Raw genomic sequence first — 24,992 nt, forward strand, 5'->3', positions numbered from 1 at the left:
GCACGGGAGGCGGGGTTTTACCCGCAGGTATTTGACGGCAGGTGCCAGGGGCACCGGCCACGGATGAGGCTTGGAGTCATTCATGCAGAGCAACGATCCAACGGCGTCGAACGAGGCGCAGGGCAGTGGCGGACAGGGCGAAGCCCATAACGCCGAACTGGAGGCGCTGAAGGCGCGCATCGCGGAGTTGGAAGCCGGCAACGTGGAGCTGCGCGACACCGTGCTGCGCGAGAAGGCCGAGATCGAGAACCAGCGCCGTCGCCTGCATCGCGACGTGGAGCAGGCACGCCGCTTCGCCAACGAGAAGCTGCTGAACGAGCTGCTGCCGGTCTATGACGGCCTCGAGCGCGGTCTGGAAGTGGAAGGTGGTGACGTCGCCAGCGTGCGCGAAGGCATCGCCCTCACGCTGAAGTCGCTGCTGAAGATCGCCGAGAACAACGGCCTGGTGCAGGTCGATCCCGTCGGCCAGCCGCTGGATCCGGAGCGTCACCACGCGGTGAGCATGGTGGATGCCCCTGGTGCGGCGCCGAACACGGTGGTCAGCGTGCTGCAGAAGGGATATGTGTTGAACGATCGGCTGTTGCGCCCTGCGCTGGTGGCGGTCGCGAAGGAATGACGCCCCTGCCGGCGGTTTGGACGCCTGAACAGCGTCCCCTGCCGGCGTCGGTGGCAAAGACATCGGAGCGCTTGCCGGCATTGAGTTAAGAAGCCGCGAGCCCCATCTGGAAACCAGTCGCGGCCGAGGGGTCGCTTAAGAATTCGGGAGTAGACAACATGGGTAAAATCATTGGTATCGACCTGGGCACGACCAACTCGTGCGTTGCCGTTATGGACGGCACCACCGCCAAGGTCATCGAGAACTCGGAAGGCGATCGCACCACGCCGTCGATCGTCGCTTTCACCAAGGACAACGAAGTCCTCGTGGGCGCGCCGGCCAAGCGCCAGAGCGTGACCAACCCCAAGAACACCTTCTACGCGGTGAAGCGCCTCATCGGCCGCAAGTTCACCGACGCGGAAGTGCAGAAAGACCTGCACATCGTCCCCTACGGCATCGTTGCCCATGAAAACGGCGACGCCTGGGTGCAGGAGGCCAACGGCAAGAAGATGGCTCCGCAGGAGATCTCGGCCAAGGTCCTCATGAAGATGAAGAAGACCGCCGAGGATTACCTCGGTGAGCCGGTCACCGAAGCCGTGATCACGGTGCCGGCGTACTTCAACGACAGCCAGCGCCAGGCCACCAAGGACGCCGGCCGCATCGCGGGCCTGGACGTCAAGCGCATCATCAACGAGCCGACCGCGGCCGCGCTGGCCTACGGCCTGGACAAGAAGGGCGGTGACCGCAAGATCGCCGTGTACGACCTCGGCGGCGGCACGTTTGACGTGTCGATCATCGAGATCGCCGAAGTCGACGGCGAGACGCAGTTCGAAGTGCTGGCCACCAACGGCGACACCTTCCTCGGTGGCGAAGACTTCGACATGCGCGTCATCGATTACCTCGTCGAAGAGTTCAAGAAAGACCAGGGCATGGACCTGCGCAAGGATCCGCTCGCGCTGCAGCGCCTGAAGGACGCTGCCGAGCGCGCGAAGATCGAGCTGTCGTCCAGCCACCAGACCGAAGTGAACCTGCCGTACATCACGGCCGATGCTTCCGGTCCGAAGCACCTCAACATCAAGCTGACCCGCGCCAAGCTCGAAGCGCTGGTGGAAGACCTGGTCAAGCGCACCATCGAGCCCTGCCGCACCGCGTTGAATGACGCCGGCCTGCGCGTGTCCGACATCCAGGACGTGATCCTGGTCGGCGGCCAGACCCGCATGCCCAAGGTGCAGGAGTCGGTGAAGGATTTCTTCGGCAAGGAGCCGCGCAAGGACGTCAATCCGGACGAGGCCGTCGCTGTCGGCGCCGCGATCCAGGGCGGCGTGCTGGGCGGTACCGTGAAGGACGTGCTGCTGCTCGACGTCACCCCGCTGTCGCTCGGCATCGAGACGATGGGCGGCGTGATGACCAAGCTGATCGAGAAGAACACCACCGTGCCGACCAAGGCTTCGCAGGTGTTCTCCACCGCCGACGACAACCAGAGCGCCGTGACCGTGCACGTGCTGCAGGGTGAGCGCGAGCGCGCCAGTGCCAACAAGTCGCTGGGCAAGTTCGACCTGCAGGGCATCGACCCGGCACCGCGTGGCATGCCGCAGATCGAAGTGACCTTCGACATCGACGCCAACGGCATCCTGCATGTGTCGGCCAAGGACAAGAAGAGCGGCAAGGAACAGAAGATCGAGATCAAGGCCGGCTCGGGCCTGTCCGAGGAAGAGATCAACCGCATGGTGGCCGACGCCGAGGCCAACAAGGAAGAAGACAAGAAGTTCCACGAGCTCGTCGGTGCCCGCAACAAGGCCGACCAGCTGGTGCACGCCACCCGCAGCGCGCTCAAGGAGCACGGCGGCAAGGTGCCGGCGGACCAGCTGAGCTCGATCGAAGGCGCGCTCTCCGACCTCGAGAAGGTGAAGGACGGCGACGACAAGGCGGCCATCGAGGCCAAGGTCGAAAAGCTCGAGCAGGTCGCCCAGGCGCTGTACGCCGCGGCCCAGGGCGGCGGTGCCCAGCCGGATGCCGGTGCCCATGCGGGTGCGCAGCAGCAGGGCTCGGCGGCCCACGACGATGTGGTCGATGCCGAGTTCACTGAAGTCAAGGACGACAAGAAGTAAGATAGACCGGTCGGCGCTGCCGATCTGACGCAGCCCGCGTCCGGACTCAAGTCTGGTCGCGGGCTGTTTGTTGATAGGACATGGATCGGACGATCCATGTAGCAAGAGAGCGATCCATGCCGGATGCAACGATGAGCAAGCGTGATTACTACGAAGTCCTGAGTGTCGAACGTACCGTCACCGAGGTCGAGCTGAAGAAGTCTTTCCGCCGCCTGGCGATGAAGTACCACCCGGACCGTTGCCCGGATGATCCGCATGCGCAGGAGAAGTTCAAGGAGGCCAAGGAGGCCTACGAAGTGCTATCCGACGCGCAGAAGCGCGCGATGTACGACCAGCACGGCCATGCCGCCTTCGAGCACGGCATGGGCGGTCGCGGTGGCGCCGGCTTCGGCGACATGGGCGACATCTTCGGCGACATCTTCGGCGATATTTTCGGCATGGGTGGTGGCGGCCGTGGTCGCCAGCGCCGTGGTTCCGATCTCCGTTACATCATGGAACTTGATCTTGAAGAGGCCGTGTTCGGCGTCGAGAGGAAGATCGAGATTCCGACCCAGGTGAACTGCCATCACTGCAATGGCAGCGGCTCCGACGACGGCAAGACGGTGACCTGCAAGACCTGCGCGGGTCATGGCCGCGTACGCATGCAGAACGGCATTTTCTCCATCCAGCAGGCCTGCCCGCATTGCGGTGGTAGCGGCCAGTCGATCGAGAAGCCGTGCAAGGAATGCGATGGCGAAGGCCTGTTGCAGGAAACGCGCACGCTGTCGGTCAACATCCCCGCGGGCGTGGACAACGGCGACCGCATTCGCCTCACCGGCCAGGGTGAAGCCGGTCCGCAGGGCGCGGAAGCCGGCGATCTCTATGTGGAAGTGCGCGTGCGCGAGCACGCCATCTTCCAGCGCGAAGGCAACGACCTGCATTGTGAGCTGCCGATCCGCTTCTCGCAGGCGGCGCTGGGCGCGGAGCTGTTGGTGCCGACGCTGGAAGGCGAGGTGCCGATCAGCATCCCGCAGGAGACGCAGACCGGGCAGCTGTTCCGCCTGCGCGGCCGCGGCGTGAAGTCGGTGCGCAGCAATCGCTCGGGCGACCTGATCTGCCGCGTCGTGGTGGAAACACCGGTACGCCTGACCAAGCAGCAGCGCGACTTGTTCGAGCAGCTCGAGGCCACCTTCGCCGGTGGCGAAGCGGACAAGCACACGCCGCGCGCCAAGACCTGGGTCGATGGCGTGAAGCAGTTCTGGTCGCGCGTCACTTCGTAACTCTTTGCGGGAAAGCCGGGCGCCGGCGTTTCCCGACTTGATGTGCCGTGCCATCGCGTGACTTCAGCTCGCGCGTGTACGCCGGCGACGGCAGGCAGTAGCATCACGCCCTTCCTGTCACGCTGCGCCGGTCGCGGAGTCCTGAATGAGCCATCCCGTTCGTCTTGCCATCAATGGTGCCACCGGCCGCATGGGACAGGCGCTGGTGCAACTGGTCAAAGGTGACAAGCGTTTCGTCCTGGTGGCTGCCATGTCGTCGCCCAATTCCGCGCTGCTGGGGCAACCGGTGTTCGCGGGCGAGGGCGCTCCGACCTACACCAGTGGCTGGCCGGGTGCGGACGCACTCGATGTGGTGATCGATTTCAGCGGTCCTGCAGGGCTTGCCGGAGCATTGACCTATTGCGAGTCCCATGGCGTCGCGCTGGTGACCGGTACCACGGGACTCGATCCCACGTTCGGCAAGCGTCTGGCCGTCTCTTCGCAGCGCATTGCGCTGCTGCGTTCCGCCAACTTCAGCCTGGGCGTCGCCGTGCTGACGCGGCTGCTGCGCGAGGCTGCCGCCACCTTGCCGAACTGGGACCTGGACATCTTCGAGGCGCATCACAATCGCAAGGAAGATGCACCTTCGGGCACGGCACTCGCCCTGGGCGAAGCCGCCGCCGAGGCGCGCGGTACGACGCTGGCTGAAAGTGGTGTGTATTCACGCGAAGGCCGTACCGGCGCTCGTCAGCCTGGCACCATCGGTTTCGCGGTGGTTCGCGGTGGCGACATCGTGGGCGAACACGAGGCGTGGTTGATGGGGGCCGGGGAGCGTATCGAGCTCACGCATCGCGCCACCGATCGCTCGATCTTCGCGCGTGGTGCGTTGGAGGCTGCGCATTGGCTCAGCGGCCGCCAGCCGGGTGCCTACGATCTGGATGCCATGCTGAGCGAGCGCGCTTCGCGTTGAGCTTGGCGTGCCCGAAGGCAGGTTCCGTAACGGACATGCCAGTGCTCGAAGCATGACCCGCCGTTTGAGTGGCAAACCGGCCCTCGCGACAGGCGATCGCAGGATTTCGCTTGTTCGCGCGGATACCCGCAGCTAAAATAACCTTGTTGTCATTGGGGAGTAGCCATCCTCACCCCACGCAGCCCCGATTGGGCTGCATATCCCAGAGGAATCCGCGTCAACAGACTTGAAGCTCAGGCTTCATGGCGTGGATGGTGAACGACACTTTCGGTGTCGGCAGCCCGGCGAGACCTTTGGCCGCGACGCGCTCACCTTTGCCGGGCGAGCTCGCGTCGTCGAGCCAATGGTTTTCCGCTCGCCCGGCCCTTGGAAGAAAACATGCTTACCGCGTTGTTGTTCCTGCTATCGGCTGGTGCGATCTATCTCGCCTGCGAGTACTTCGTGAACGGCGTGGAGTGGTTCGGCCAGAAGCTCAACCTGGGCGCTACCGCCACGGGCACGATCCTCGCTGCATTCGGCACGGCGCTGCCGGAAAGTGCGGTCACCTTCGTGGCCGTGATTCTCGGCAAGACGCCCGAGCAGAAAGATATCGGCGTCGGCGCAGCGCTGGGTGGCCCGTTGGTGCTGGCCACCATTGCCTACACCGTGGTGGGCGTGGCGCTGTGGATGAACCGACGGCGGTTGCAGCGCGCCGACAACCTGGTCCGTGTCGAACACGGCCGGCTGGCGCGCGACCAGGCGTGGTTCCTCGCCATCTTCGTGGTGAAGTGCTCGCTGGGCCTGATCGCCTTTGCGTTCAAGCCGTGGCTGGGCGTGCTGTTTCTTTCGGCTTACGGCCTCTACGTCTGGCGTGAGCTGAAGAGCGACGACACGGCGCCTGAGGAAGAAATACTCGAGCCGCTCAAGCTGCAGCCGAAGGCGGCGAATCCATCGCTGTGGTGGGTATCCGCGCAGACCGTGCTGGCCCTGCTGGTGATCGCCATCGCCTCGCATACGTTCGTGAAGCAGATCGAAGCGATCGGCGTGGCGCTGCAGTTGTCGCCGCATCTGGTCGCGCTGGTCCTGAGCCCGGTCGCTACCGAATTGCCGGAAACCATGAATGCGTTGATCTGGGTGCGCCAGGGCAAGGAACGCCTCGCGCTGGCCAACATCTCCGGCGCCATGATGATCCAGGCGACCATCCCGAGTTCGCTCGCGCTGTTCGCCACACCCTGGATGTTCGATGCGCCGTTGATGGTGGCCGGCGTGCTCACCGGCGTCGCCATCGTGTACCTGTGGTGGCTGTTTCGCCGCGGTCGCGTCGACGCGCGCTGGCTGGTGCCGGTGGGGCTGCTATACGGCGTATTCGCGGCATACATCGCCTGGCATTTCGGTAGCCAGGCCTGATCGATGTCCGAGGTTTCGGCTGTCGCCCTGAGTATCCATGGCGACAGCCGCGCAGGCCGGGAACGGCGTCAAGTCGTCTTGAGGCCGCCAAGTACGCCGTTCCCGGGCCGCTCGCCGAGGTCCGCGCTGCGCGTCAGTCCTTGTGCGAGGCGTTGCGATCGCGACCCGCGCCCAGCTTGCGGTCGAGCGAGCCGAACAGCTTCTTGAAGGCGCGGGAGAATTTGCCACGCTTGGTCTTGCGCAGCTTTTCCTCTTCGCTGGTGAGCCAGGCCACCTGGATCACGCGGCGCTCGCCCTCGTAGGGCAGGTGGCCGTGGAACGAGTTGTCGCAGCGCTTGAACACGGCGAATTCGCCGTACAGCGGCTTGAGCTCCGGCGCGACCATGTTGTCGATATTGTCGATGCTGCCAAGGAAGCGCAAGCAGCCGTCGCTGGTGTCCGGCCACAGGGTGTTGAGATAGAGCAGGGCCGTGGCGACCTTGGACTTGCTGTCGGTATGGATGGTGCCATGGCGCTTGTTGAGCAGTCGGCACAAGGTGATCAGGGTGGGGTATCCGCCGAGATCGGCGATGCCCAGGCGCTCACCGATGGCGCTGGCGAACTCCGGCGAGCTGAGACGCTGCACCAGGGCATTGACCGAAGGGCCGCAATCGCTGGCGTCGTAGGGGAAAAAGCCGGCGCTGGCGTACCGGGGGAAATCGCGCTCCAGGTCACCACGCGCCTCATCCGGAAGCTGGCCGTGCGCGATCATGAAGGGGAACGGGTCCAGCCGCACGTCTGTATCCGGTCGGTCGAGTCGGGAAGGATCGAGCAGTGCGGCTGTGTTCATAAGGTCCGTCTGGGAGCGGGGCGTGGGTAGTGTAACGCTCGGGAGGCCGGCCGTTAGGCCTTTCGGCAGGTCACGGACCAGCTGTTTTGGGTGGACAGAAAGGGGTCTTGCACCTATCATTGCCACCCGCCCTGAAACGTTCCTCGACCAAGGTCCACAAGCTGCTTTTGCAGCGGCTTGCGGACTTTGCTGCACCTAAAAGGCGGTCCTCCCATGCCTATCCCTGCTCTGCTTGCCCTCGAAGACGGCAGCGTGTTCCACGGCCACGCCGTGGGCGCGACTGGTGAAACCGTCGGCGAGGTGGTTTTCAACACCGCCATGACCGGCTACCAGGAGATCCTCACCGATCCCTCGTACAGCCGGCAGCTCGTCACCCTGACGTATCCCCATATCGGCAACACCGGCGTTAACGTCGAGGACGAAGAGTCCGACACCGTGCACGCCGCTGGCCTGATCGTGCGCGACGTGCCGCGTCGCGCCAGCAACTGGCGCAGCACCGAAAGCCTGCCCGATTACCTCAAGCGCCACGGCATCGTGGCCATCGCGGGCATCGACACCCGCCGCCTCACCCGCATCCTGCGCGACAAGGGCGCGCTGTCCGGCTGCATCGTTGCCGGAGAGACGGTGGATGCCGAAGCCGCATTGGCGAAGGCGCGTGCCTTCCCGGGCCTCAACGGCATGGACCTGGCCAAGGTGGTCAGCGTCGGTGAGTCGTACCAGTGGAACGAGGGCGTCTACGACCTCGACAAGACCGCGTTCAATCAGCCGTCCAAACGCTTCAAGGTCGTGGCCTACGACTTCGGCGTGAAGTACAACATCCTGCGCCTGCTGGCCGAGCAGGGCTGCGACATCACCGTGGTGCCTGCGCAGACGCCGGCCGCCGACGTGCTGGCGATGAAGCCCGACGGCGTGTTCCTCTCCAATGGCCCCGGCGATCCGGCGGCCTGCGACTACGCGGTGGAAGCCACGCGCCAGTTCCTGGAGGTGAAGATCCCGCTGTTCGGCATCTGCCTGGGCCACCAGATCATGGGCCTGGCCGTCGGTGCCAAGACGCTGAAAATGAAGTTCGGCCATCACGGCGCGAACCATCCGGTGAAGGACCAGGATGACGGCCGCGTGCTGATCACCTCGCAGAACCACGGCTTCGCCGTCGATCCGGCCACGCTGCCGGCCAACACGCGCGTCACCCACACCTCGCTGTTCGATGGTTCGCTGCAGGGCTTCGCGCTCACCGACCGTCCGGCCTTCTGCTTCCAGGGTCATCCGGAAGCCAGCCCCGGTCCGCACGACATCGGCTATCTGTTTGATCGTTTTGCCGCACTGATGCAGGAGGCCCGCACGAATGGCTAAGCGCACCGATATCAAGAGCATCCTCATCATCGGCGCCGGCCCGATCGTCATCGGTCAGGCCTGTGAGTTCGACTACTCCGGCGCCCAGGCCTGCAAGGCGCTGAAGGAAGAGGGTTACCGCGTCATCCTGGTGAACTCCAACCCCGCCACCATCATGACCGACCCGGAGACGGCCGACGCCGTCTACATCGAGCCGATCAACTGGCAGACGGTGGAGCGCATCATCGCCAAGGAGCGCCCGGATGCGGTGCTGCCGACGATGGGCGGCCAGACCGGCCTCAACTGCGCGCTCGACCTTGCCGACAACGGCGTGCTCGAGAAGTACAACGTCGAGCTGATCGGCGCTTCGCGTGAAGCCATCCGCATGGCCGAAGACCGCGAGCTGTTCCGCGTCGCCATGAAGGAAATCGGGCTGGAATGCCCGAAGGCCGAAGTGGTTCGCACGTTCGAGCAGGCGCTGGCCACGCAGGCGAAGGTGGGCTTCCCCACCGTCATCCGCCCGAGCTTCACGCTCGGTGGCTCGGGTGGCGGCATCGCCTACAACAAGGAAGAGTTCGAAGAAATCGTCAAGCGCGGTCTGGAACTCTCGCCGGTGGGCGAAGTGCTGGTCGAGGAATCCGTGCTCGGCTGGAAGGAATTCGAGATGGAAGTGGTCCGCGACAAGGCGGACAACTGCATCATCGTATGCTCGATCGAAAACCTCGACCCGATGGGCGTGCACACCGGCGACTCGATCACCGTCGCGCCGGCGCAGACGCTCACCGACAAGGAATACCAGCGCCTGCGCGATGCCTCCATCGCGGTGCTGCGCAAGATCGGCGTGGACACCGGCGGCTCCAACGTGCAGTTCGGCATCAATGCCGAGAACGGCCGCGTGGTGGTCATCGAGATGAACCCGCGCGTGTCGCGCTCCTCGGCACTGGCCTCCAAGGCCACCGGCTTCCCGATCGCCAAGATCGCGGCCAAGCTCGCCGTGGGCTACACGCTGGACGAACTCAAGAACGACATCACCGGCGGCCTGACCCCGGCGTCGTTCGAGCCGACCATCGACTACGTCGTCACCAAGATCCCGCGCTTCGCGTTCGAGAAGTTTCCGTCCGCCGACGCCCGCCTCACCACCCAGATGAAGTCGGTGGGCGAGGTGATGGCGATGGGCCGCAGCTTCCACGAGTCGCTGCAGAAGGCGCTGCGTGGCCTGGAGATCGGCAAGACCGGCCTTAACCCGACCGGCCTGGACCTCACCTCGGACGAAGGCATCAACGCGCTCAAGCGCGAGCTGCGCGAGCCGCGTCCGGATCGCGTGTTCCATCTGGCCGACGCGTTCCGCGCTGGCCTGAGCTTGGAAGACGTGTACGGCCTCAGCCGCGTCGATCCCTGGTTCCTCGCCGCCTTCGAAGACATCGTGCTGACCGAGAAGGAAGTGCAGTCGCAGGGCATCACCGCGATTGACGCCGGCCGCATGCGCGAACTCAAGCGCATGGGCTTCTCCGATGCGCGCCTCGCCGAACTGCTCGAGACCAACGAAGCCGCGATGCGCCACCTGCGTCGTACGCTGGGCGTGCGCCCGGTGTACAAGCGCGTGGACTCCTGCGCCGCCGAGTTCGCGACCACCACGGCCTACATGTACTCGACCTACGAGGAAGAGTGCGAGGCCAACCCGACCGACCGCGAGAAGATCATCGTGCTCGGCGGCGGTCCGAACCGCATCGGCCAGGGCATCGAGTTCGACTACTGCTGCGTGCACGCGGCACTCGCCCTGCGTGAGGATGGTTTCGAAACCATCATGGTCAACTGCAACCCGGAAACCGTGTCGACCGACTACGACACCTCCGATCGCCTGTACTTCGAGCCGCTGACGCTGGAAGACGTGCTTGAGATCATCGATCTCGAGAAGCCGAAGGGCGTGATCGTGCAGTACGGTGGCCAGACGCCGCTCAAGCTTGCTCGTGCGCTCGAGGCTGCTGGCGCGCCGGTGATCGGTACTTCGCCGGACAGCATCGACCTCGCCGAAGACCGCGAGCGCTTCCAGCAGATGATTGAGAAGATCGGCCTGAAGCAGCCGCCGAACCGCACGGCGCGCACGCCTGAAGAGGCCTTGGCCTCGGCTCGCGAGATTGGTTACCCGCTGGTGGTGCGCCCGAGCTACGTGCTGGGTGGCCGCGCGATGGAAATCGTCTACGGTGATGCCGATCTTTCGCGCTACATCCGTGACGCCGTGCAGGTGTCGAACGACTCGCCGGTGCTGCTGGACCGCTTCCTCGACCACGCGGTCGAAGTGGACGTGGACATCATCGCGGACGCCGAAGGCAACGTGCTGGTTGGCGGCATCATGGAGCATATCGAGGAAGCCGGCGTGCACTCGGGCGACTCCTCCTGCTCGCTGCCGCCGTACTCGCTGACCGCCGAGATGCAGGATGAAATGCGTCGCCAGGTCACGGCGATGGCCAAGGAGCTGAAGGTCATCGGCCTGATGAACACCCAGTTCGCCATCCAGGGAGACACCGTGTTCATCCTCGAAGTGAACCCGCGTGCCTCGCGCACCGTGCCGTTCGTGTCCAAGGCCACCGGCGTGCCGCTGGCCAAGATCGCAGCGCGCGCCATGGCTGGCCGTTCGCTGATCGCCCAGGGCGCCACCAAGGAAGTGATCCCCGAGTACTACTCGGTGAAGGAAGCGATCTTCCCGTTCCTGAAGTTCCAGAACGTGGATCCGATCCTCGGCCCCGAGATGCGCTCCACCGGCGAGGTGATGGGCGTGGGCCGCAGCTTCGGCGCCGCCTTCGCCCGCGGCCACGACGCCGCCGGCATCAAGACGCCGCCGAAGGGCAAGGTGTTCGTGTCGGTGCGTGATGCGGACAAGGATCGCCTGCTGCCGGTCGCCCGCGAAGTGCTGGAGAAGGGCTTCAGCCTGGTTGCCACCGAAGGCACGGCCAAGTACCTGGCCGAGCACGGCGTGACCTGCGAGCGCATCAACAAGGTGATCGAAGGCCGTCCGCACATCGTCGACCTGATCAAGAACGGCGAGATCGTCTATATCGTCAACACCACCGAGGGTAAGGCGGCTATCGCCGACTCGTTCTCGATCCGGCGCGAGGCCCTGCAGCAGCGCGTCACGTACTCCACCACGGTGGCAGGCGCCCGCGCGCTGGTGCACTCGCTGGATTACCACGGCGATGGGCAGGTGCACAGCCTGCAGGAGCTGCACAAGGAGCTGAAGGCATGAGTCGGGCGCCCATTACCAAGGCTGGTTCGGAGCGTCTGCGCAGTGAACTGGAAAGGCTGAAGTCCAGCGACCGGCCGCACATCATCGCGGCCATCGCCGAAGCGCGTGCGCACGGTGATCTGAAGGAGAACGCGGAGTACCACGCCGCGCGCGAGCAGCAGAGCTTCATCGAGGGGCGTATCGCTTCCCTGGAGGGGCTGCTGTCCACGGCGGAGGTGATCGACGTGAGCCGCCTCGGCGCGGGCAATCGCGTGGTGTTCGGCGCGACGGTGGATCTGGAGGATGAGGACAGCGGCGAAGCCGTGACCTACCAGATCGTTGGTGACCTGGAAGCCGACATCAAGCTGCGCCTGATTGCCGTATCCTCGCCGATCGCGCGTGCGCTGATCGGCAAGAGCGAAGGCGACAGCTTCGAGTTCACCGCACCGAACGGCGTGAAGCACTACGAGATCACCGGCGTGCGTTACGTCGCCTGAGAGCGGTTTTGCTCGAGGTGTGAAAACGAAGAAGGGCCGCGCAAGCGGCCCTTCTTCGTTTGGTGATCGACGTATGGATCGCGATAAGCGTGTGGGAGCGCACCCTGTGCGCGACCGCAAGGCATCGTAGTCACGGCGCCAATCGGCGGTCGCGCACAGGGTGCGCTCCTACAAGAGCCCATCTGCTTTTGCACGCAACAAAAAAGGGCCGCTTTCGCGGCCCTTTTCGTCGACTCATCGCAGCTAGAAATTAGCGCTGACGAGCCTTGAAACGCGGGTTGCTCTTGCAGATCACGAACACCTTGCCGCGACGACGCACAACCTTGCAGTCACGGTGCCGCGCCTTGGCGGACTTCAAAGAGGAAAGCACCTTCACGGCCAGCTCCTGAAACTATCGAAATGAAAAAGACAAGACAGAAATGGTAAACAATTTGCCGACTTGGCACAAGTCCTTGGGCCGAAGGGCAAAAAACGGACGATTTGAACCGGGTTGGCGCCCGGAGGCCTGCACTGTTTAGGTGACAGGCAACGTATTTACTCCGGCTCGGTCATCGCACTAAGGAAGCGTCGTACCACCGGCGAAGGGTCGTCGACCCTGCTTGCGAGGGCCAGCAGCATATACGCATCCGGATCCTCCAGTCGCAGGTAACTGACGCCGGGAAGGCTCACCGAGCGCATCGAGGCAGGCACCAGGGCCAGACCCATGCCGGCGGCCACCAGCACCAGCAGGCCGTTGATCTGCTGGGCATGCTGGCGGATCTGCGGGTGGAAATTGGCCTTGGCGGCGATCTGGGCCAGGCGGTCGTACAGGGTGGCCGCCAGTTCGCGAGGCTGGACGACGAAGGCCTCCATGGCTGCCTCACGCAGCCAGATGCTCTCCCGGGCTGCCAGGGGGTGGTTCGACGGCAGTGCGAGCAACAGGGGTTCGCGATCGATGACGTCCAGCCGCAGGTGGCGCGCCATGCCGGGGTGTTCGGGTTCGTCGCGGACGAAGCCCACGTCCAGCTCGCCTGCCATCAGGGCGGCGTACTGCTGCTCGGTGTACATCTCGCTGAGGATCAGGCGCACCTGTGGGGCGAAGCTGCGGTAGCGCAGCAGGGTCTGGGGCAGGGCGGGGTGGAACGTCACCGACACCGTATAGGCCAGCCGCAGCTTGCCGCTGAAGCCGGTGGCGGCATCGGCCATCTGCGCGCGGGCCTCTTCGGCTTTGTCGAGGATCTGGCGGGCCTGTTCCAGAAACAGTTTGCCCGGTTCCGTCAGGGAGACGTTGCGCTTGTTCCGCTCGAGCAAGCGGACCCCAAGGTCGTTCTCAAGTGACTGTATCTGCTGGGAAAGTGGGGGCTGGGAGATGTATAGCCGCTGGGCCGCCCGAGTGAAGCTCAGTTCCTCGGCGACCGTTACAAAGTAACGAAGCTGACGGAAGTCGAACATAAGAGGCCTTTAATATGCTTTTCGTATAAGTAAGGGCCTAAATATATATTTGTTTCTATAACGGGTCGATCATAAGATTGCATCCGTCCCGCCACCGTCCCCTCCCCCCAGGTGGCGGCGACCCTCGCCCCGCTGCGACGCTATCCCCGCGATATCTGGTCTTCCTCCCCCCTGACCCATATCGACGCGTCGCCCAGCGGGGCGCTTTCTTTTCAAAGCACGACGCCCGGCCATTGAGCCGGGCGTCGTCGTTTGGGCGGTCCTTTTTCCTGTGGGGGCGCACCCTGTGCGCGACTGCCGGACGGAGGAGGGGCCTCGGGCTCCGCGGTCGCGCACAGGGTGCGCTCCCACTGGGACAGGGCTATCGCCCTATAGCGTCGCCGCCAGCCGCGTGCCCTGGTCGATCGCACGCTTGGCATCGAGCTCCGCGGCCACGTCGGCACCGCCGATGATGTGCGGCTTGATGCCAGCCTGGATCAGTGCGTCGGCGAGTGCGCGGTTGGGCTCCTGGCCTGCGCAGACGATCACGTGGTCCACCGGAAGCACCTGCGGCTGGCCATCGACCGTGATGTGCAGTCCCTGGTCATCGAAGCGTTCGTAACTCACGCCGCCCAGCATGGTGACCTGCTTGGCCTTCAGGGTGGCGCGATGCACCCAGCCGGTCGTCTTGTTGAGGCGGGCACCAGGGCGCCCTTCGCTGCGCTGGAGCAGCCAGACCTGGCGTGCGGGCGCCTCGGGCTTGGCCGGCGTGAGCCCGCCACGCGTTTCCAGTTGCATGTCGACGCCCCATTCGCGGGTCCAGCGCGTCACATCCAGCGTGGGCGAGGGCTGATGCTCGACGAGGAATTCGGCGACATCGAAACCGATGCCACCGGCGCCGATGATGGCCACGCGCGGGCCCACGGGTTTGTCATGGGCCAGTACATCCAGATAACTCAGCACGCGCGGGTCGTCGCTGCCCGGGAAGCTCACGCGGCGCGGCGTGATGCCGGTCGCCACGACCACGTCATCGTGGCCGGCCAGCGCACTCGCGTCCGCGATGTGCCCGAGCCTGAGGGTGACGCCGGTGTCGTCGAGGCGATGGCGGAAATAGCGCAGCGTCTCGCGGAACTCTTCCTTGCCCGGGATGCGCTTGGCGTAGTTGAACTGGCCGCCGATGTCGCCAGCCTTGTCGAACAGCGTCACGGCATGGCCGCGCTCGGCCAGCGTGGTGGCGCACGCGAGACCGGCGGGGCCGGCGCCGACCACGGCAATGTTTTTCCGCGTGGATGCAGGCTCGATGCGCAGCTCGGTTTCATGACAGGCGCGCGGGTTGAGCAGGCAGCTCGCGCGACGGCTCTTGAAGACATGGTCGAGGCACGCCTGGTTGCAGGCGATGCAGGTGTTGATGCGTTCGCTGCGACCTGCCTTGGCCTTGTTCGGCCACTCGGGGTCCGCCAGCAGCGGGCGCGCCATCGACACCATGTCGGCTTCGCCGCCGGCCAGGATCTGCTCGGCCACCTCGGGCATGTTGATGCGATTGGTGGTGACGAGTGGAATCGATACTTCGCCCTTGAGCTTCTTCGTCACCCACGCGAACCCTGCTCGCGGCACGCTGGTGACGATGGTGGGCACGCGCGCTTCATGCCAGCCGATGCCGGTGTTGATGATGCTGGCGCCAGCCGCTTCGATGGCCTTGGCGAGCGTGACGATCTCGCTCCAGTCCTGGGCGTTGTCCACCAGGTCGAGCATCGACAGGCGATAGATGATGATGAAGTCGCGGCCCACTGCTTCACGCGTGCGGCGCACGATTTCGATCGGTAAGCGCATGCGCTTTTCTGCGCTGCCGCCCCAGGCATCGTTGCGCTGGTTGGTGCGCGCAGCGAGAAACTGGTTGATCAAATAGCCTTCCGAACCCATGACCTCGACGCCGTCGTAACCTGCATCCTGCGCGAGCTTCGCGCAATGGACGAAATCGCGAATGGTGCGTTCGACACCACGGCTGGACAGCGCGCGTGGCGTGAATGGCGTGATCGGCGACTTGATCTTCGACGGCGCCACCGACAGCGGGTGATAACCGTAGCGTCCCGCATGAAGGATCTGCATGCACAGCTTGCCGCCCTCCGCATGTACGGCGCGGGTGAGCTTGCGATGGCGGGCTACATGCCAGGGCATGGTCAGGCGTCCACCGAAAGGCTTCAGCCAACCCCGGATGCTCGGGGCGATGCCGCCGGTCACCATCAGGCCTACGCCGCCTCGGGCGCGCTCGGCGAAATACGCGGCCAACTTGTCGAAGTCGGCGGCCTTGTCCTCCATGCCCGTGTGCATCGAGCCCATCAGGATGCGATTGGGCAGCGTGGTGTGCCCGAGGTCGAGCGGGGAGAACAGGCGAGGGAAGTTCATATGGGACCGTTGATGGGATCAAACGATCGTATGAATGTGCCTGCTGGGGGCGTTTGAAAGCAAGGGGTTCCGACTTCAACCAGCGCGGCAGGGGCTCGCCATCATCCCGGCGCGACAAGCCGGAAGTCTCCCTGGCGGCCTCCCGAAAGAGGCAGGTACGTCGCTACACGCCGCAACTTTCAGTCGCAGCGTGGAAGCAAAATCGTGGTGCCCGGCTATCGTCGGGTCGGCGTTCGGGGAGCTTGGGCTAGGGGTGGGTTCGAGCTTTTGAGCCCAGGCCGAGAGGGGTGCTCAGCTCAGCAGCTCTCGCACCAGGTCGATGTAACGCTGCATCGCCTCGTCTTCGGGGGTGTCTCGCAATTGCGCCCAGGCTTCGTATTTGGCGGTGCCAACGAAGTCGAAGAAGCCAGGCTGTTCGCTATGGACGTTGCCTTCCGAACCCTGCTTGTAGAGGGCGTAGAGCTTGAGCAGCGTGTCGTTGTCCGGCCGCTGGCCAAGCTGCTGGATGTCTTCGGCGGCTTGTTCGAATTCGCGGCGCAGATCGGTCATGGTGTGGACGTGCATGGTTCTGACAGACGTAAGTAAGGGCAACTGGACAACCCGCGTTCCGTGCGAGGACCAACGCGATAGAATAAGCGTTTTCCTTCGCCGCTGTCAGGAGACCCCATGAGCCCATCCACGACCGTCCCCGTGCTGACTATCGACGGACCCTCGGGATCGGGCAAGGGCACCATCAGCCGGCGGGTGGCCGAGACCCTGGGCTGGCGGCTGCTGGACTCCGGAGCGCTGTACCGCGCGGTGGGCTACGCCGCGGGCGCCGAAGGGCTGGACCTGTCCGACGTGGACGCCATGACCCGGTGCGCCCAGACCACCAAGATCCGTTTCCATGCGGCCGCGGATGGAAGTGACACCCGGGTGCTGGTCAACGGTCACGATGCCACCGACGAATTGCGCACCGAAACGGCCGGCGCAGCCGCCTCGGCGATCGCCTCGATTCCTTCGGTGCGTCAAGCACTTGTGGACATGCAGCTGGCGTTTCGCAAGAACCCTGGGCTGGTGGCTGACGGCCGCGACATGGGCACTGTGATCTTCCCGGATGCCCCGTTCAAGGTCTTCCTCACCGCCAGCGCCGCCGAACGGGCCAAAAGGCGCTATAAGCAGTTGAAGGAAAAGGGGCTGAGCGTTACACTTGCTACCCTTCAGCGCGAGATCGAAGCGCGTGACGCCCGCGATGCCTCGCGGACAGTCGCGCCGCTCAAGCCGGCCGTGGATGCGGTTTTCATCGACACCACCGGCATGGGCATCGAGGACGTCGTGGCGAAAGTATTGGCTGTCGTGCGGCCCTGAAAGGGTTGCGGGCGGCTTTTGGTGCCCCTGGCTAAGCTGGGGGTGATTGGGTCAACGGTGACAAGGGAGCGATCCCGCGACACCCATAACCGGTGGGCCGACAGTCCGTGCGCCAGTCGATTTACGGCGTGCACAGGACCTAAGGCCTTTTATCATTTCTGGAATCAACATGACTGAAAGTTTTGCCGAACTGTTTGAACAGAGCCAACAGGCCATCTCCAAGCTGAAGCCGGGCGCGATCGTCACGGGCATCGTTGTGGAAATCCGCAACGACGTCGTCGTGATCAACGCTGGCCTGAAGAGCGAAGGCATCGTCCCGATCGAGCAATTCAAGGACGAGAGCGGAGAGCTGGAAGTGCAGGTGGGCGACGAGGTGAAGGTTGCCCTCGACGCGCTGGAAGACGGTTTCGGCGAGACCAAGCTCTCCCGTGAGAAAGCCAAGCGTTCCATGGTTTGGGACGACCTCGAGCAGGCCTTCGACAAGGAAGAGACCATCACCGGCAAGATCTCCGGCAAGGTCAAGGGCGGCTTCACCGTCGACATCAAGGACGTCCGCGCATTCCTGCCGGGCTCGCTGGTCGACGTCCGTCCGGTCCGCGATCCGGTCTACCTGGAAGGCAAGGACCTCGAGTTCAAGATCATCAAGCTCGACCGCAAGCGCAACAACGTTGTGGTCAGCCGCCGCGCCGTCGTCGAGACCGAGTTCTCCGAGGAGCGCGAGAAGCTGCTTGAGCGCCTGACCGAAGGCGCAGTGGTCAAGGGCACGGTCAAGAACCTCACCGACTACGGCGCGTTCGTGGATCTGGGCGGTATCGACGGCCTGCTGCACATCACCGACATGGCGTGGAAGCGCGTGCGTCATCCGTCCGAAGTCGTCAACGTCGGCGACGAGCTGGACGTCCGCGTGCTGAAGTACGACCGCGAGCGCAACCGCGTGTCGCTGGGCCTCAAGCAGCTGGGTGACGATCCGTGGGTCGCCATCGCCCGCCGCTACCCGGTCGGCAGCCGCCTGTTCGGCAAGGTCTCCAACGTCACCGATTACGGTTGCTTCGTTGAGATCGAGCCGGGCGTGGAAGGCCTGGTCCACGTGTCCGAAATGGACTGGACCAACAAGAACGTCAACCCGGCCAAGGTCGTGCAGGTTGGTGACGAGACCGAAGTGATGGTGCTGGACGTGGATGAAGAGCGTCGCCGCATCTCGCTGGGTATCAAGCAGACCCGCTCGAACCCGTGGGAAGCTTTCGCAGCGATGCACAAGAAGAACGACAAGGTGTCCGGTCAGATCAAGTCGATCACCGACTTCGGCATCTTCATCGGTCTGGATGGCGGCATCGACGGCCTGGTCCACCTGTCCGACATCTCCTGGCAGGCTTCCGGCGAAGACCTCGTCCGCAACTTCAAGAAGGGCGACGAGATCGAAGCCGTGGTGCTGGCCGTGGATCCGGAGCGCGAGCGCATCTCCCTCGGCATCAAGCAGATGGAGCAGGATCCGTTCGGTCAGTTCATGGCCACCAATCCGCGCGGCACCATCGTCAATGGCACCGTGAAGGAAGTGGATGCCAAGGGCGCCGTGATCGATCTGGGCGAGGGCGTCGAGGGTTACCTGCGCGCCAACGACATCGCCAAGGAGCGCATCGACGATGCGACCCAGCACCTGAAGGTGGGCGACAAGGTCGAAGCCAAGTTCACCGGCATGGACCGCAAGGGCCGCCAGCTGCAGCTGTCGATCCGCGCGAAGGACGAAGAAGAACTGCACGACGCCATGGCCGAGTACTCGAACGCCTCCGGCGGTACGACGAAGCTCGGTGCGCTGCTCAAGGAGCAGCTCAACAAGGCTGACTAAGCAGTTGTAGAAGGAAGGGCGGGGCGGCCACTTGGCCGCCCCGCTTGGTTCACGTCACGGACATTGGGGACCCATGACCAAATCCGAATTGATCGAGGCGCTGGCACGGCGTCAGACCCATCTCGCGTTCGCGGATGTGGAGCTGGCAGTCAAAAGCGTGATCGAACAGATGAGCCATGCGCTGTCACATGGCGAGCGCATCGAGGTTCGCGGTTTCGGCAGCTTCGCGCTGCACTACCGCCCACCGCGCATGGGCCGCAACCCCAAGACGGGTGATGCGGTCGCTCTGCCGGGCAAGCATGTGCCGCACTTCAAGCCGGGCAAGGAATTGCGCGAGCGCGTCAACATGGACCTAGTGTGACACCCGCCCGCGGGTGTCGATGAAAGACATGACGAAGGCAGGCGGCGATGAGCCGTTCCTGCCTTCTTTTTTGCACGTTTTCGGCAAGGCCCCATGGCCTGAGAAGACGCCCTGCTCAAATCCTGAACGAAGGGGCGGATTCCCGCCTGTGCCGGCCATCGGCAATCGGTTAAAGTCGCCGCATGCGACTGATCGTGACGCTGATCCTCCTGCTTTTCATTGCTGCCGGCATTGCGCTGGGGGCATTGAACGCCGACCTCGTCGGTTATGACCTGGGCTTCGCCCACATGGAACTGCCCAAGGGGGCGGCCCTGCTGCTGGCCCTGGTGATCGGCTGGCTGCTGGGCGGCCTCACCGCGTGGCTGGGTGTCAGCTTCGGCCATCGTCGCCAGCGTCGGCAAAAGCCCGCTGGAAAGACCAAGACCACGCCGGCCGGCGCATGAACGCGCTTCAGTACGTCCTCATCCTGCTGGTACCCGCAGCATTCGCCAGTGGCTGGTTGACTGCCAGGAAAGCGGGCGCACGCCGTTCCGGTGCGCAGGTCAGCGAGCTGTCGTCCGACTACTTCCGCGGCCTCAATTACCTGCTCAACGAAGAACAGGACAAGGCCATCGAGGTGTTCCTCAAGCTGGCCGAATACAACCGCGACACGGTGGAAACTCACCTGGCGCTGGGCAACCTGTTCCGCCGTCGTGGCGAGGTCGATCGCGCCATCCGCCTGCATCAGCATCTGGTGTCGCGCCCTGGTCTGTCCGATGCCATGAAGACCGTGGCCCTGCTGGAGCTGGGCGAGGACTACATGCGCGCCGGTCTGCTGGATCGCGCCGAGACGCTGTTTTCCGATCTGGTTGCCATGGATGCGCATGCGCCATCGGCACTTCGCCACCTGATCGCGATCTACCAGCACGAGCGCGACTGGCACAAGGCGATCGAGCACGCGCGCCGGCTGGAAGCCATGACCGGCGAAGACGAAGCAGACATGATCGCGCAGTTCTATTGCGAGCTGGCCGAACAGTCGCGGCAGCATGGCGCACGACAGGACGCGCGCGAATACCTGCGCCAGGCCTTCTCCTGCCAGGCGGACTGCGTGCGCGCCTTCATGCTGACCGGACGCCTCTATGCCGAGGAAGGCCAGCATGCCGAGGCCGCCAACGCCTACGAGAAGGCGGTGGAAGCAGACATCGCCTTCGTGCCGGAAATCCTGCCGCCGCTGCTCAATAGCTATGCACGCTCCCAGCAGATGGAGCATGCCGAGCATTTCCTGCGTGACATCCTCGAGCGTTATCACGGCATTTCGCCGGTGCTTGCACTGACGCGCCTGTACCAGCAGCGCGACGGCGAGCGCACCGCGATCGAGTTCCTCACTTCGCAGCTGCGCCAGCGTCCCTCGGTGCGGGGGCTGATGGCATTGATCGACGCCACCATGGACAAGATCGAAGGCGAGGCGCGCGAGAACTTCCTGATCCTGCGCGACCTGACCAAGAAGCTGCTGGAAGGGCAGGCGATGTATCGCTGCAGCCGTTGCGGCTTCGGTGCCAAGGCGCATCACTGGCAGTGTCCCAGCTGCAAGAGCTGGAGCACGATTCGCCCGATCCACGGCGTCGCCAACGAATGAGGCAAGGATGAGTCCGACTTCGCTGGCGATAGGGATGGTGCTGGCCTCGTTGGTGATCTCCCTGGCCGTCGTGCGCGGCGCGATTGCCTATGCCCATCACCGGGGCATGATGGACCTGCCCGGGCAGCGCCGCTCCCATACGATCCCCACGCCACGTGGCGGGGGCATCGGCATCGTGGTGGCTTCACTCGCGACGTTGCCGGCTGCCTTGGGACTGCTCACCGGACCATGGCCGGTGCCGGTGGTCGCCGCACTGGCTGTCGCGACCGTATCCGTGGCTGCCGTGGGTTGGTGGGACGACCATCATCCGTTGCCGGTCCTCCCCCGGTTTGGCATCCAGCTGCTGTCGGCTTTGCTGGTCGCGGGGGCGCTTGTCATGCAAGGGATGTCAGGCTGGTGGCTGCCTTTGGTGGTGCTGGCGGGCACCTGGAGCATCAACCTGCATAACTTCATGGATGGGATCGATGGCCTGCTGGCCCAGCAGGTAGTCTTCGTCGGTCTGGGACTGGCCCTGCTGGCCTGGGCCACCGCCCAGCCGGCCCTCGCCTGGGCGGCGGCCTGCCTGGCAGCGGCCGCGCTCGGCTTCTGGTACTTCAACCGGCCCCGGGCACGCATTTTCATGGGAGATGTGGGCAGCGGCACCATGGGGCTGCTCCTGTTTGCCCTGACGGCCATGCTCTGGCGGGTGGACTGGCACCTGCTGTGGCCCGCCTTGATCCTCAGTTCATCTTTTGTAGCGGACGCTACCCTTACCCTGTTGGGGCGGATGGCGAGTGGTCGCCGTTGGTACACTGCCCATCGCGAACACCTGTACCAGTGGCTGGTTCGCAGTGGGTTCTCGCATGCAACGGGGGGAGCATGCTATCTGGCCTGGAACCTGTTGGTCGCGGCGCCGTTGGCCGCGTTGGCGTGGTTCCAGCCTGAATGGTCAGTGCCGGTGTTCGTCGGTACCTACCTGATAGCGGCCGCCGTATGGATACTCATGAAGCGCCAATGCCTGAGGCGCGTTTCGAACAAGGGCCGTCATGTCGCTTCGTAAACTGATCGGTGTCATCCATCCGCGTATGGCCGTGGTGATCCACGACCTGCTGATGGCTGCGCTGGCCTGGTGGGTGGCCAAGGCCTTGCGCTATGCGCTGATCGACAATGCCGCGATCACCTTCCACCTGCTCGAGTTCCCACTGGTGCTGCTGGTGCAGGGCGCCGTGCTGAGCTGGACGGGCCTGTACAAGGGCGTATGGCGGTTCGCGAGCCTGCCGGACCTGTGGAATATCTTCCGCGCCGCCGTGCTGGGTGCGCTGGCGATCGCAGCGGCGTTGATGCTCTACAACCGCCTGGAAGACGTGCCCCGTTCGGTGCTCCTGCTGTATCCGATGGTATTGGCCGTACTGCTCGGGACGCCGCGGTTGATGTATCGCTTCTGGAAGGACAGCCGCCTCGATTTGTTCCAGGACAAGCCCCTGCAGCGAGTGGTGATCGTTGGCGCCGATCGTGCCGGCGAAGCGCTGTCGCGCGACCTGCATCATGACAGCGGCTATGTCGTGGTGGGCTTCGTCGACGACAAGGAAAGCCTGCGCGGCGCCAGCATCAATGGACGTCCGGTGCTCGGCCGAATCGATCAGATCCCGCAGTTGGCGCGCGAAGTGGCAGCGCAGATGTTGCTGATCGCCATGCCTGGCGCCTCCACGCAGGAAATGCGCCGGATCGTCGAATTGTGCGACCAGAGCGGGTTGCCTTATCGCACCGTGCCGAAGCTGGAGGACGTGGTCTCCGGCCGCGCGCACTTCAACGAGATCAAGGAAGTCGCCATCGAGGACCTGTTGGGGCGCGACACCGTCGAGCTCGACTGGACGGCCATTCGCGTTACGCTGACTGGCCGGCGAGTGCTCGTGACGGGTGGCGGCGGTTCGATCGGTTCGGAGCTTTGCCGCCAGGTTGCTCGCCTCGGGGCGCAATCGCTCTGCGTGGTGGACAACTGCGAATACAACCTCTACCGGATTTCGCAGGAGCTGCGCGCCGAATATCCCGAGCTGATCTACGAAGCCGTGCTGGCCGATTGCGGCGATCCGGCTGCGATGCGCAAGCTGTTCGGCGAATACAACCCGCAGGTCGTCTTCCATGCGGCTGCCTACAAGCACGTGCCGATGCTGCAGGGACAGCTGCGCGCGGCGTTCCGCAACAATGTGCTGGCTACGCGCAATGTCGCCGACCTGGCGGACCGCCATGGCGTCGAATGCTTCGTGCTGATTTCCACCGACAAGGCGGTCAACCCGACCAGCGTCATGGGCGCCTGCAAGCGCATGGCGGAAATCTGGTGCCAGAACCTCAACGAGCACTCGCAGACGCACTTCATCACCGTGCGTTTCGGCAACGTGCTCGATTCCGCCGGTTCGGTGGTACCGCTGTTCCGCCAGCAGATCCGCAATGGCGGCCCGGTCACCATCACGCACCCGGAAATCTCGCGCTACTTCATGACCATCCCCGAGGCCTGCCAGCTGATCCTTCAGGCAGCGAGCATCGGCAAGGGTGGCGAGATCTTCGCGCTGGACATGGGCGAACCCATCAAGATCCGTGATCTCGCCGAGCAGATGATCCGCCTGGCGGGGCGCAAACCCGGCACTGAAATCCCGATCGTCTATACAGGATTGCGTTCCGGCGAAAAGTTGTTCGAAGAGCTGTTCCATCCCCTCGAGAACTATGTCGAAACGACGCACGCGAAGATCTTCCTCGCGCAGTATCGTCAGGTGAAGTGGGACGTGCTCAATGCACAGTTGGCCAAGGCAGCCGATGCCGTGGTCGCTTATGACGAGGATACGTTGCGCCAATGCGTGTCCAACCTGCTGCCCTCGTTCCGGTGGAGCGAGGCGCCGCAGCCGGGCAACGTGGTGGCGCTGCGTCGCAGCGAATGAGGAGAGAAGTGAGTGAGTAAGCCGTTGCGCAAGGTAGTCTTCCCGGTAGCTGGACTGGGCACGCGTTTCCTGCCCGCTACCAAGGTAGTTGCCAAGGAAATGTTGCCGGTGCTGGATCGTCCGTTGATCCAGTACGCGGTAGACGAAGCCGTCGACGCCGGTGCGGACACGCTGGTGTTCGTGACCAATCGTTACAAGCACGCCATCGCCGACTATTTCGACAAGGCCTACGAACTGGAGGCCAAGCTGCTCGAAAAGGGTAAGGACGAGCTGCTCGCGCTGGTGCAGGGCACGCTGCCCAAGCACGTGCGCGCCATCTTCGTGACCCAGCCCGAGGCACTGGGCCTTGGCCACGCGGTGCTATGCGCCAAGCCGGTGGTGGGTGACGAGCCGTTTGGCGTGGTCCTTCCTGACGATCTGATCTGGAACAAGGGCAAGGGCGCATTGCGCCAGATGGCCGAACTGGCCCAAACGCAGGACGCTGGCGTGATCGCGGTCGAAGAAGTGCCGCACAGCGACACCGACAAGTACGGCATCGTGGATGCCACGCCGATCGACGAGCGCAGCGCGCAGATCCGCCACATGGTGGAGAAGCCCAAGCCCGCGGACGCACCGTCCAACCTGGCCGTTGTGGGTCGTTACGTGCTGCCCGGTCGCATCTTCCAGTTGCTGGAGCAGACCACGCCGGGCGCCGGCGGCGAGATCCAGCTGACCGACGCCATCGACGCGCTGCTCAAGGAACAGGGCAAGGTGCTTGCCTATCGCTTCGAAGGCACCCGCTTTGACTGCGGCAACAAGGCTGGCCTGGTGCGCGCCACCATGCACATGGCCCTGCAGGACCCCAAGCTGGCGCCGGTCGTGCGCGAGTTGATGGCGACGCTGTAACAGCGTCTGCGCGGCCACCGGTCAGGCGACCGGTGGCCTTCCCGGCC

Annotated in this window: 21 protein-coding genes and 1 riboswitch; of the genes, 16 read left to right on the forward strand and 5 right to left on the reverse strand. The window is 64.3% G+C overall.

Annotated elements, in window-relative coordinates:
- Window positions 1–82 precede the first annotated feature (82 nt).
- From grpE to EPB08_RS08730, 5 genes are all read left to right on the forward strand, one after another.
- A complete protein-coding gene (gene grpE / locus EPB08_RS08710; protein ID WP_130618706.1) occupies window positions 83–616 on the forward strand; it encodes a nucleotide exchange factor GrpE in 534 nt (177 codons plus the stop codon).
- Window positions 617–774: 158 nt separating this feature from the next.
- Entirely contained in the window at window positions 775–2,703 is a 1,929-nt protein-coding gene (gene dnaK, locus EPB08_RS08715) for a molecular chaperone DnaK (RefSeq protein WP_130618707.1), read from the forward strand.
- Between the two features lie 131 nt (window positions 2,704–2,834).
- Complete coding sequence (gene dnaJ, locus EPB08_RS08720; protein WP_130618708.1) at window positions 2,835–3,962, forward strand: molecular chaperone DnaJ; 1,128 nt, start codon at window positions 2,835–2,837, stop codon at window positions 3,960–3,962.
- 145 nt (window positions 3,963–4,107) lie between these two features.
- Window positions 4,108–4,911 (forward strand): 4-hydroxy-tetrahydrodipicolinate reductase, encoded by an 804-nt coding sequence (gene dapB, locus EPB08_RS08725; RefSeq protein ID WP_130618709.1) that lies wholly within the window; start codon window positions 4,108–4,110, stop codon window positions 4,909–4,911.
- 142 nt (window positions 4,912–5,053) lie between these two features.
- Window positions 5,054–5,225, forward strand: a riboswitch (yybP-ykoY riboswitch).
- A gap of 64 nt (window positions 5,226–5,289) precedes the next feature.
- Window positions 5,290–6,297 carry a sodium:calcium antiporter gene (locus EPB08_RS08730; protein WP_130618710.1) on the forward strand — a complete coding sequence of 336 codons (1,008 nt, stop codon included), beginning with the start codon at window positions 5,290–5,292 and terminating at the stop codon, window positions 6,295–6,297.
- A 133-nt stretch (window positions 6,298–6,430) separates the two neighbouring features.
- On the opposite strand, the gene EPB08_RS08735 is transcribed toward EPB08_RS08730, so the two are convergent.
- The gene (locus EPB08_RS08735; RefSeq protein WP_130618711.1) at window positions 6,431–7,126 is read right to left on the reverse strand and encodes a 2OG-Fe(II) oxygenase; all 696 of its coding nucleotides are present in this window, start codon (window positions 7,124–7,126) and stop codon (window positions 6,431–6,433) included.
- Between the two features lie 213 nt (window positions 7,127–7,339).
- Here EPB08_RS08735 and carA point away from each other — a divergent pair, with 213 nt between their 5' ends.
- From carA to greA, 3 genes are read left to right on the forward strand one after another with little or no spacing between them, the layout of a single operon-like run.
- On the forward strand, window positions 7,340–8,476 hold the full coding sequence (gene carA / locus EPB08_RS08740) for a glutamine-hydrolyzing carbamoyl-phosphate synthase small subunit (RefSeq protein WP_130618712.1): 1,137 nt from the start codon (window positions 7,340–7,342) through the stop codon (window positions 8,474–8,476).
- Complete coding sequence (gene carB / locus EPB08_RS08745; protein ID WP_130618713.1) at window positions 8,469–11,696, forward strand: carbamoyl-phosphate synthase large subunit; 3,228 nt, start codon at window positions 8,469–8,471, stop codon at window positions 11,694–11,696. Before carA ends, carB begins: the two co-directional genes overlap by 8 nt.
- The gene (gene greA, locus EPB08_RS08750; protein WP_130618714.1) at window positions 11,693–12,172 is read left to right on the forward strand and encodes a transcription elongation factor GreA; all 480 of its coding nucleotides are present in this window, start codon (window positions 11,693–11,695) and stop codon (window positions 12,170–12,172) included. The genes carB and greA overlap by 4 nt, the downstream gene beginning before the upstream one ends.
- Window positions 12,173–12,422: 250 nt before the next feature.
- Here the strand turns inward: greA and ykgO are convergent, their stop codons facing one another.
- The 4 genes from ykgO to EPB08_RS08770 form a co-directional block, all read right to left on the reverse strand.
- Window positions 12,423–12,548, reverse strand: a complete 126-nt coding sequence (ykgO, locus tag EPB08_RS08755) for a type B 50S ribosomal protein L36 (protein ID WP_010342887.1) — start codon at window positions 12,546–12,548, stop codon at window positions 12,423–12,425.
- A 158-nt stretch (window positions 12,549–12,706) separates the two neighbouring features.
- Window positions 12,707–13,603, reverse strand: coding sequence for a LysR family transcriptional regulator (locus EPB08_RS08760; protein WP_130618715.1), 897 nt, complete (start codon window positions 13,601–13,603; stop codon window positions 12,707–12,709).
- Window positions 13,604–13,972: 369 nt separating this feature from the next.
- Window positions 13,973–15,985: an NADPH-dependent 2,4-dienoyl-CoA reductase gene (locus EPB08_RS08765; protein WP_130618716.1), complete on the reverse strand. Its 2,013-nt coding sequence runs from the start codon at window positions 15,983–15,985 to the stop codon at window positions 13,973–13,975.
- Between the two features lie 291 nt (window positions 15,986–16,276).
- Window positions 16,277–16,534, reverse strand: coding sequence for an acyl-CoA-binding protein (locus tag EPB08_RS08770; protein WP_130618717.1), 258 nt, complete (start codon window positions 16,532–16,534; stop codon window positions 16,277–16,279).
- Between the two features lie 117 nt (window positions 16,535–16,651).
- Between EPB08_RS08770 and cmk the strand changes: the two genes are divergently transcribed.
- From cmk to galU, 8 genes are all read left to right on the forward strand, one after another.
- Entirely contained in the window at window positions 16,652–17,332 is a 681-nt protein-coding gene (gene cmk, locus EPB08_RS08775) for a (d)CMP kinase (RefSeq protein ID WP_205746318.1), read from the forward strand.
- A gap of 169 nt (window positions 17,333–17,501) precedes the next feature.
- The gene (gene rpsA / locus EPB08_RS08780) at window positions 17,502–19,175 is read left to right on the forward strand and encodes a 30S ribosomal protein S1 (protein ID WP_130618718.1); all 1,674 of its coding nucleotides are present in this window, start codon (window positions 17,502–17,504) and stop codon (window positions 19,173–19,175) included.
- Window positions 19,176–19,248: 73 nt separating this feature from the next.
- Complete coding sequence (locus EPB08_RS08785) at window positions 19,249–19,536, forward strand: integration host factor subunit beta (RefSeq protein WP_130618719.1); 288 nt, start codon at window positions 19,249–19,251, stop codon at window positions 19,534–19,536.
- 182 nt (window positions 19,537–19,718) lie between these two features.
- Complete coding sequence (locus EPB08_RS08790) at window positions 19,719–19,979, forward strand: LapA family protein (protein ID WP_130618720.1); 261 nt, start codon at window positions 19,719–19,721, stop codon at window positions 19,977–19,979.
- Window positions 19,976–21,151 carry a lipopolysaccharide assembly protein LapB gene (gene lapB / locus EPB08_RS08795; protein ID WP_130618721.1) on the forward strand — a complete coding sequence of 392 codons (1,176 nt, stop codon included), beginning with the start codon at window positions 19,976–19,978 and terminating at the stop codon, window positions 21,149–21,151. The genes EPB08_RS08790 and lapB overlap by 4 nt, the downstream gene beginning before the upstream one ends.
- Window positions 21,152–21,158: 7 nt before the next feature.
- Window positions 21,159–22,190: an MraY family glycosyltransferase gene (locus EPB08_RS08800; protein ID WP_130618722.1), complete on the forward strand. Its 1,032-nt coding sequence runs from the start codon at window positions 21,159–21,161 to the stop codon at window positions 22,188–22,190.
- Window positions 22,177–24,060, forward strand: a complete 1,884-nt coding sequence (locus EPB08_RS08805; RefSeq protein ID WP_130618723.1) for a polysaccharide biosynthesis protein — start codon at window positions 22,177–22,179, stop codon at window positions 24,058–24,060. The genes EPB08_RS08800 and EPB08_RS08805 overlap by 14 nt, the downstream gene beginning before the upstream one ends.
- A gap of 12 nt (window positions 24,061–24,072) precedes the next feature.
- Window positions 24,073–24,945: a UTP--glucose-1-phosphate uridylyltransferase GalU gene (gene galU / locus EPB08_RS08810; protein ID WP_130618724.1), complete on the forward strand. Its 873-nt coding sequence runs from the start codon at window positions 24,073–24,075 to the stop codon at window positions 24,943–24,945.
- The last annotated feature ends 47 nt before the right edge of the window (window positions 24,946–24,992 follow it).

The organism is Dyella amyloliquefaciens (assembly GCF_004296575.1).
Classification (GTDB): domain Bacteria; phylum Pseudomonadota; class Gammaproteobacteria; order Xanthomonadales; family Rhodanobacteraceae; genus Dyella; species Dyella amyloliquefaciens.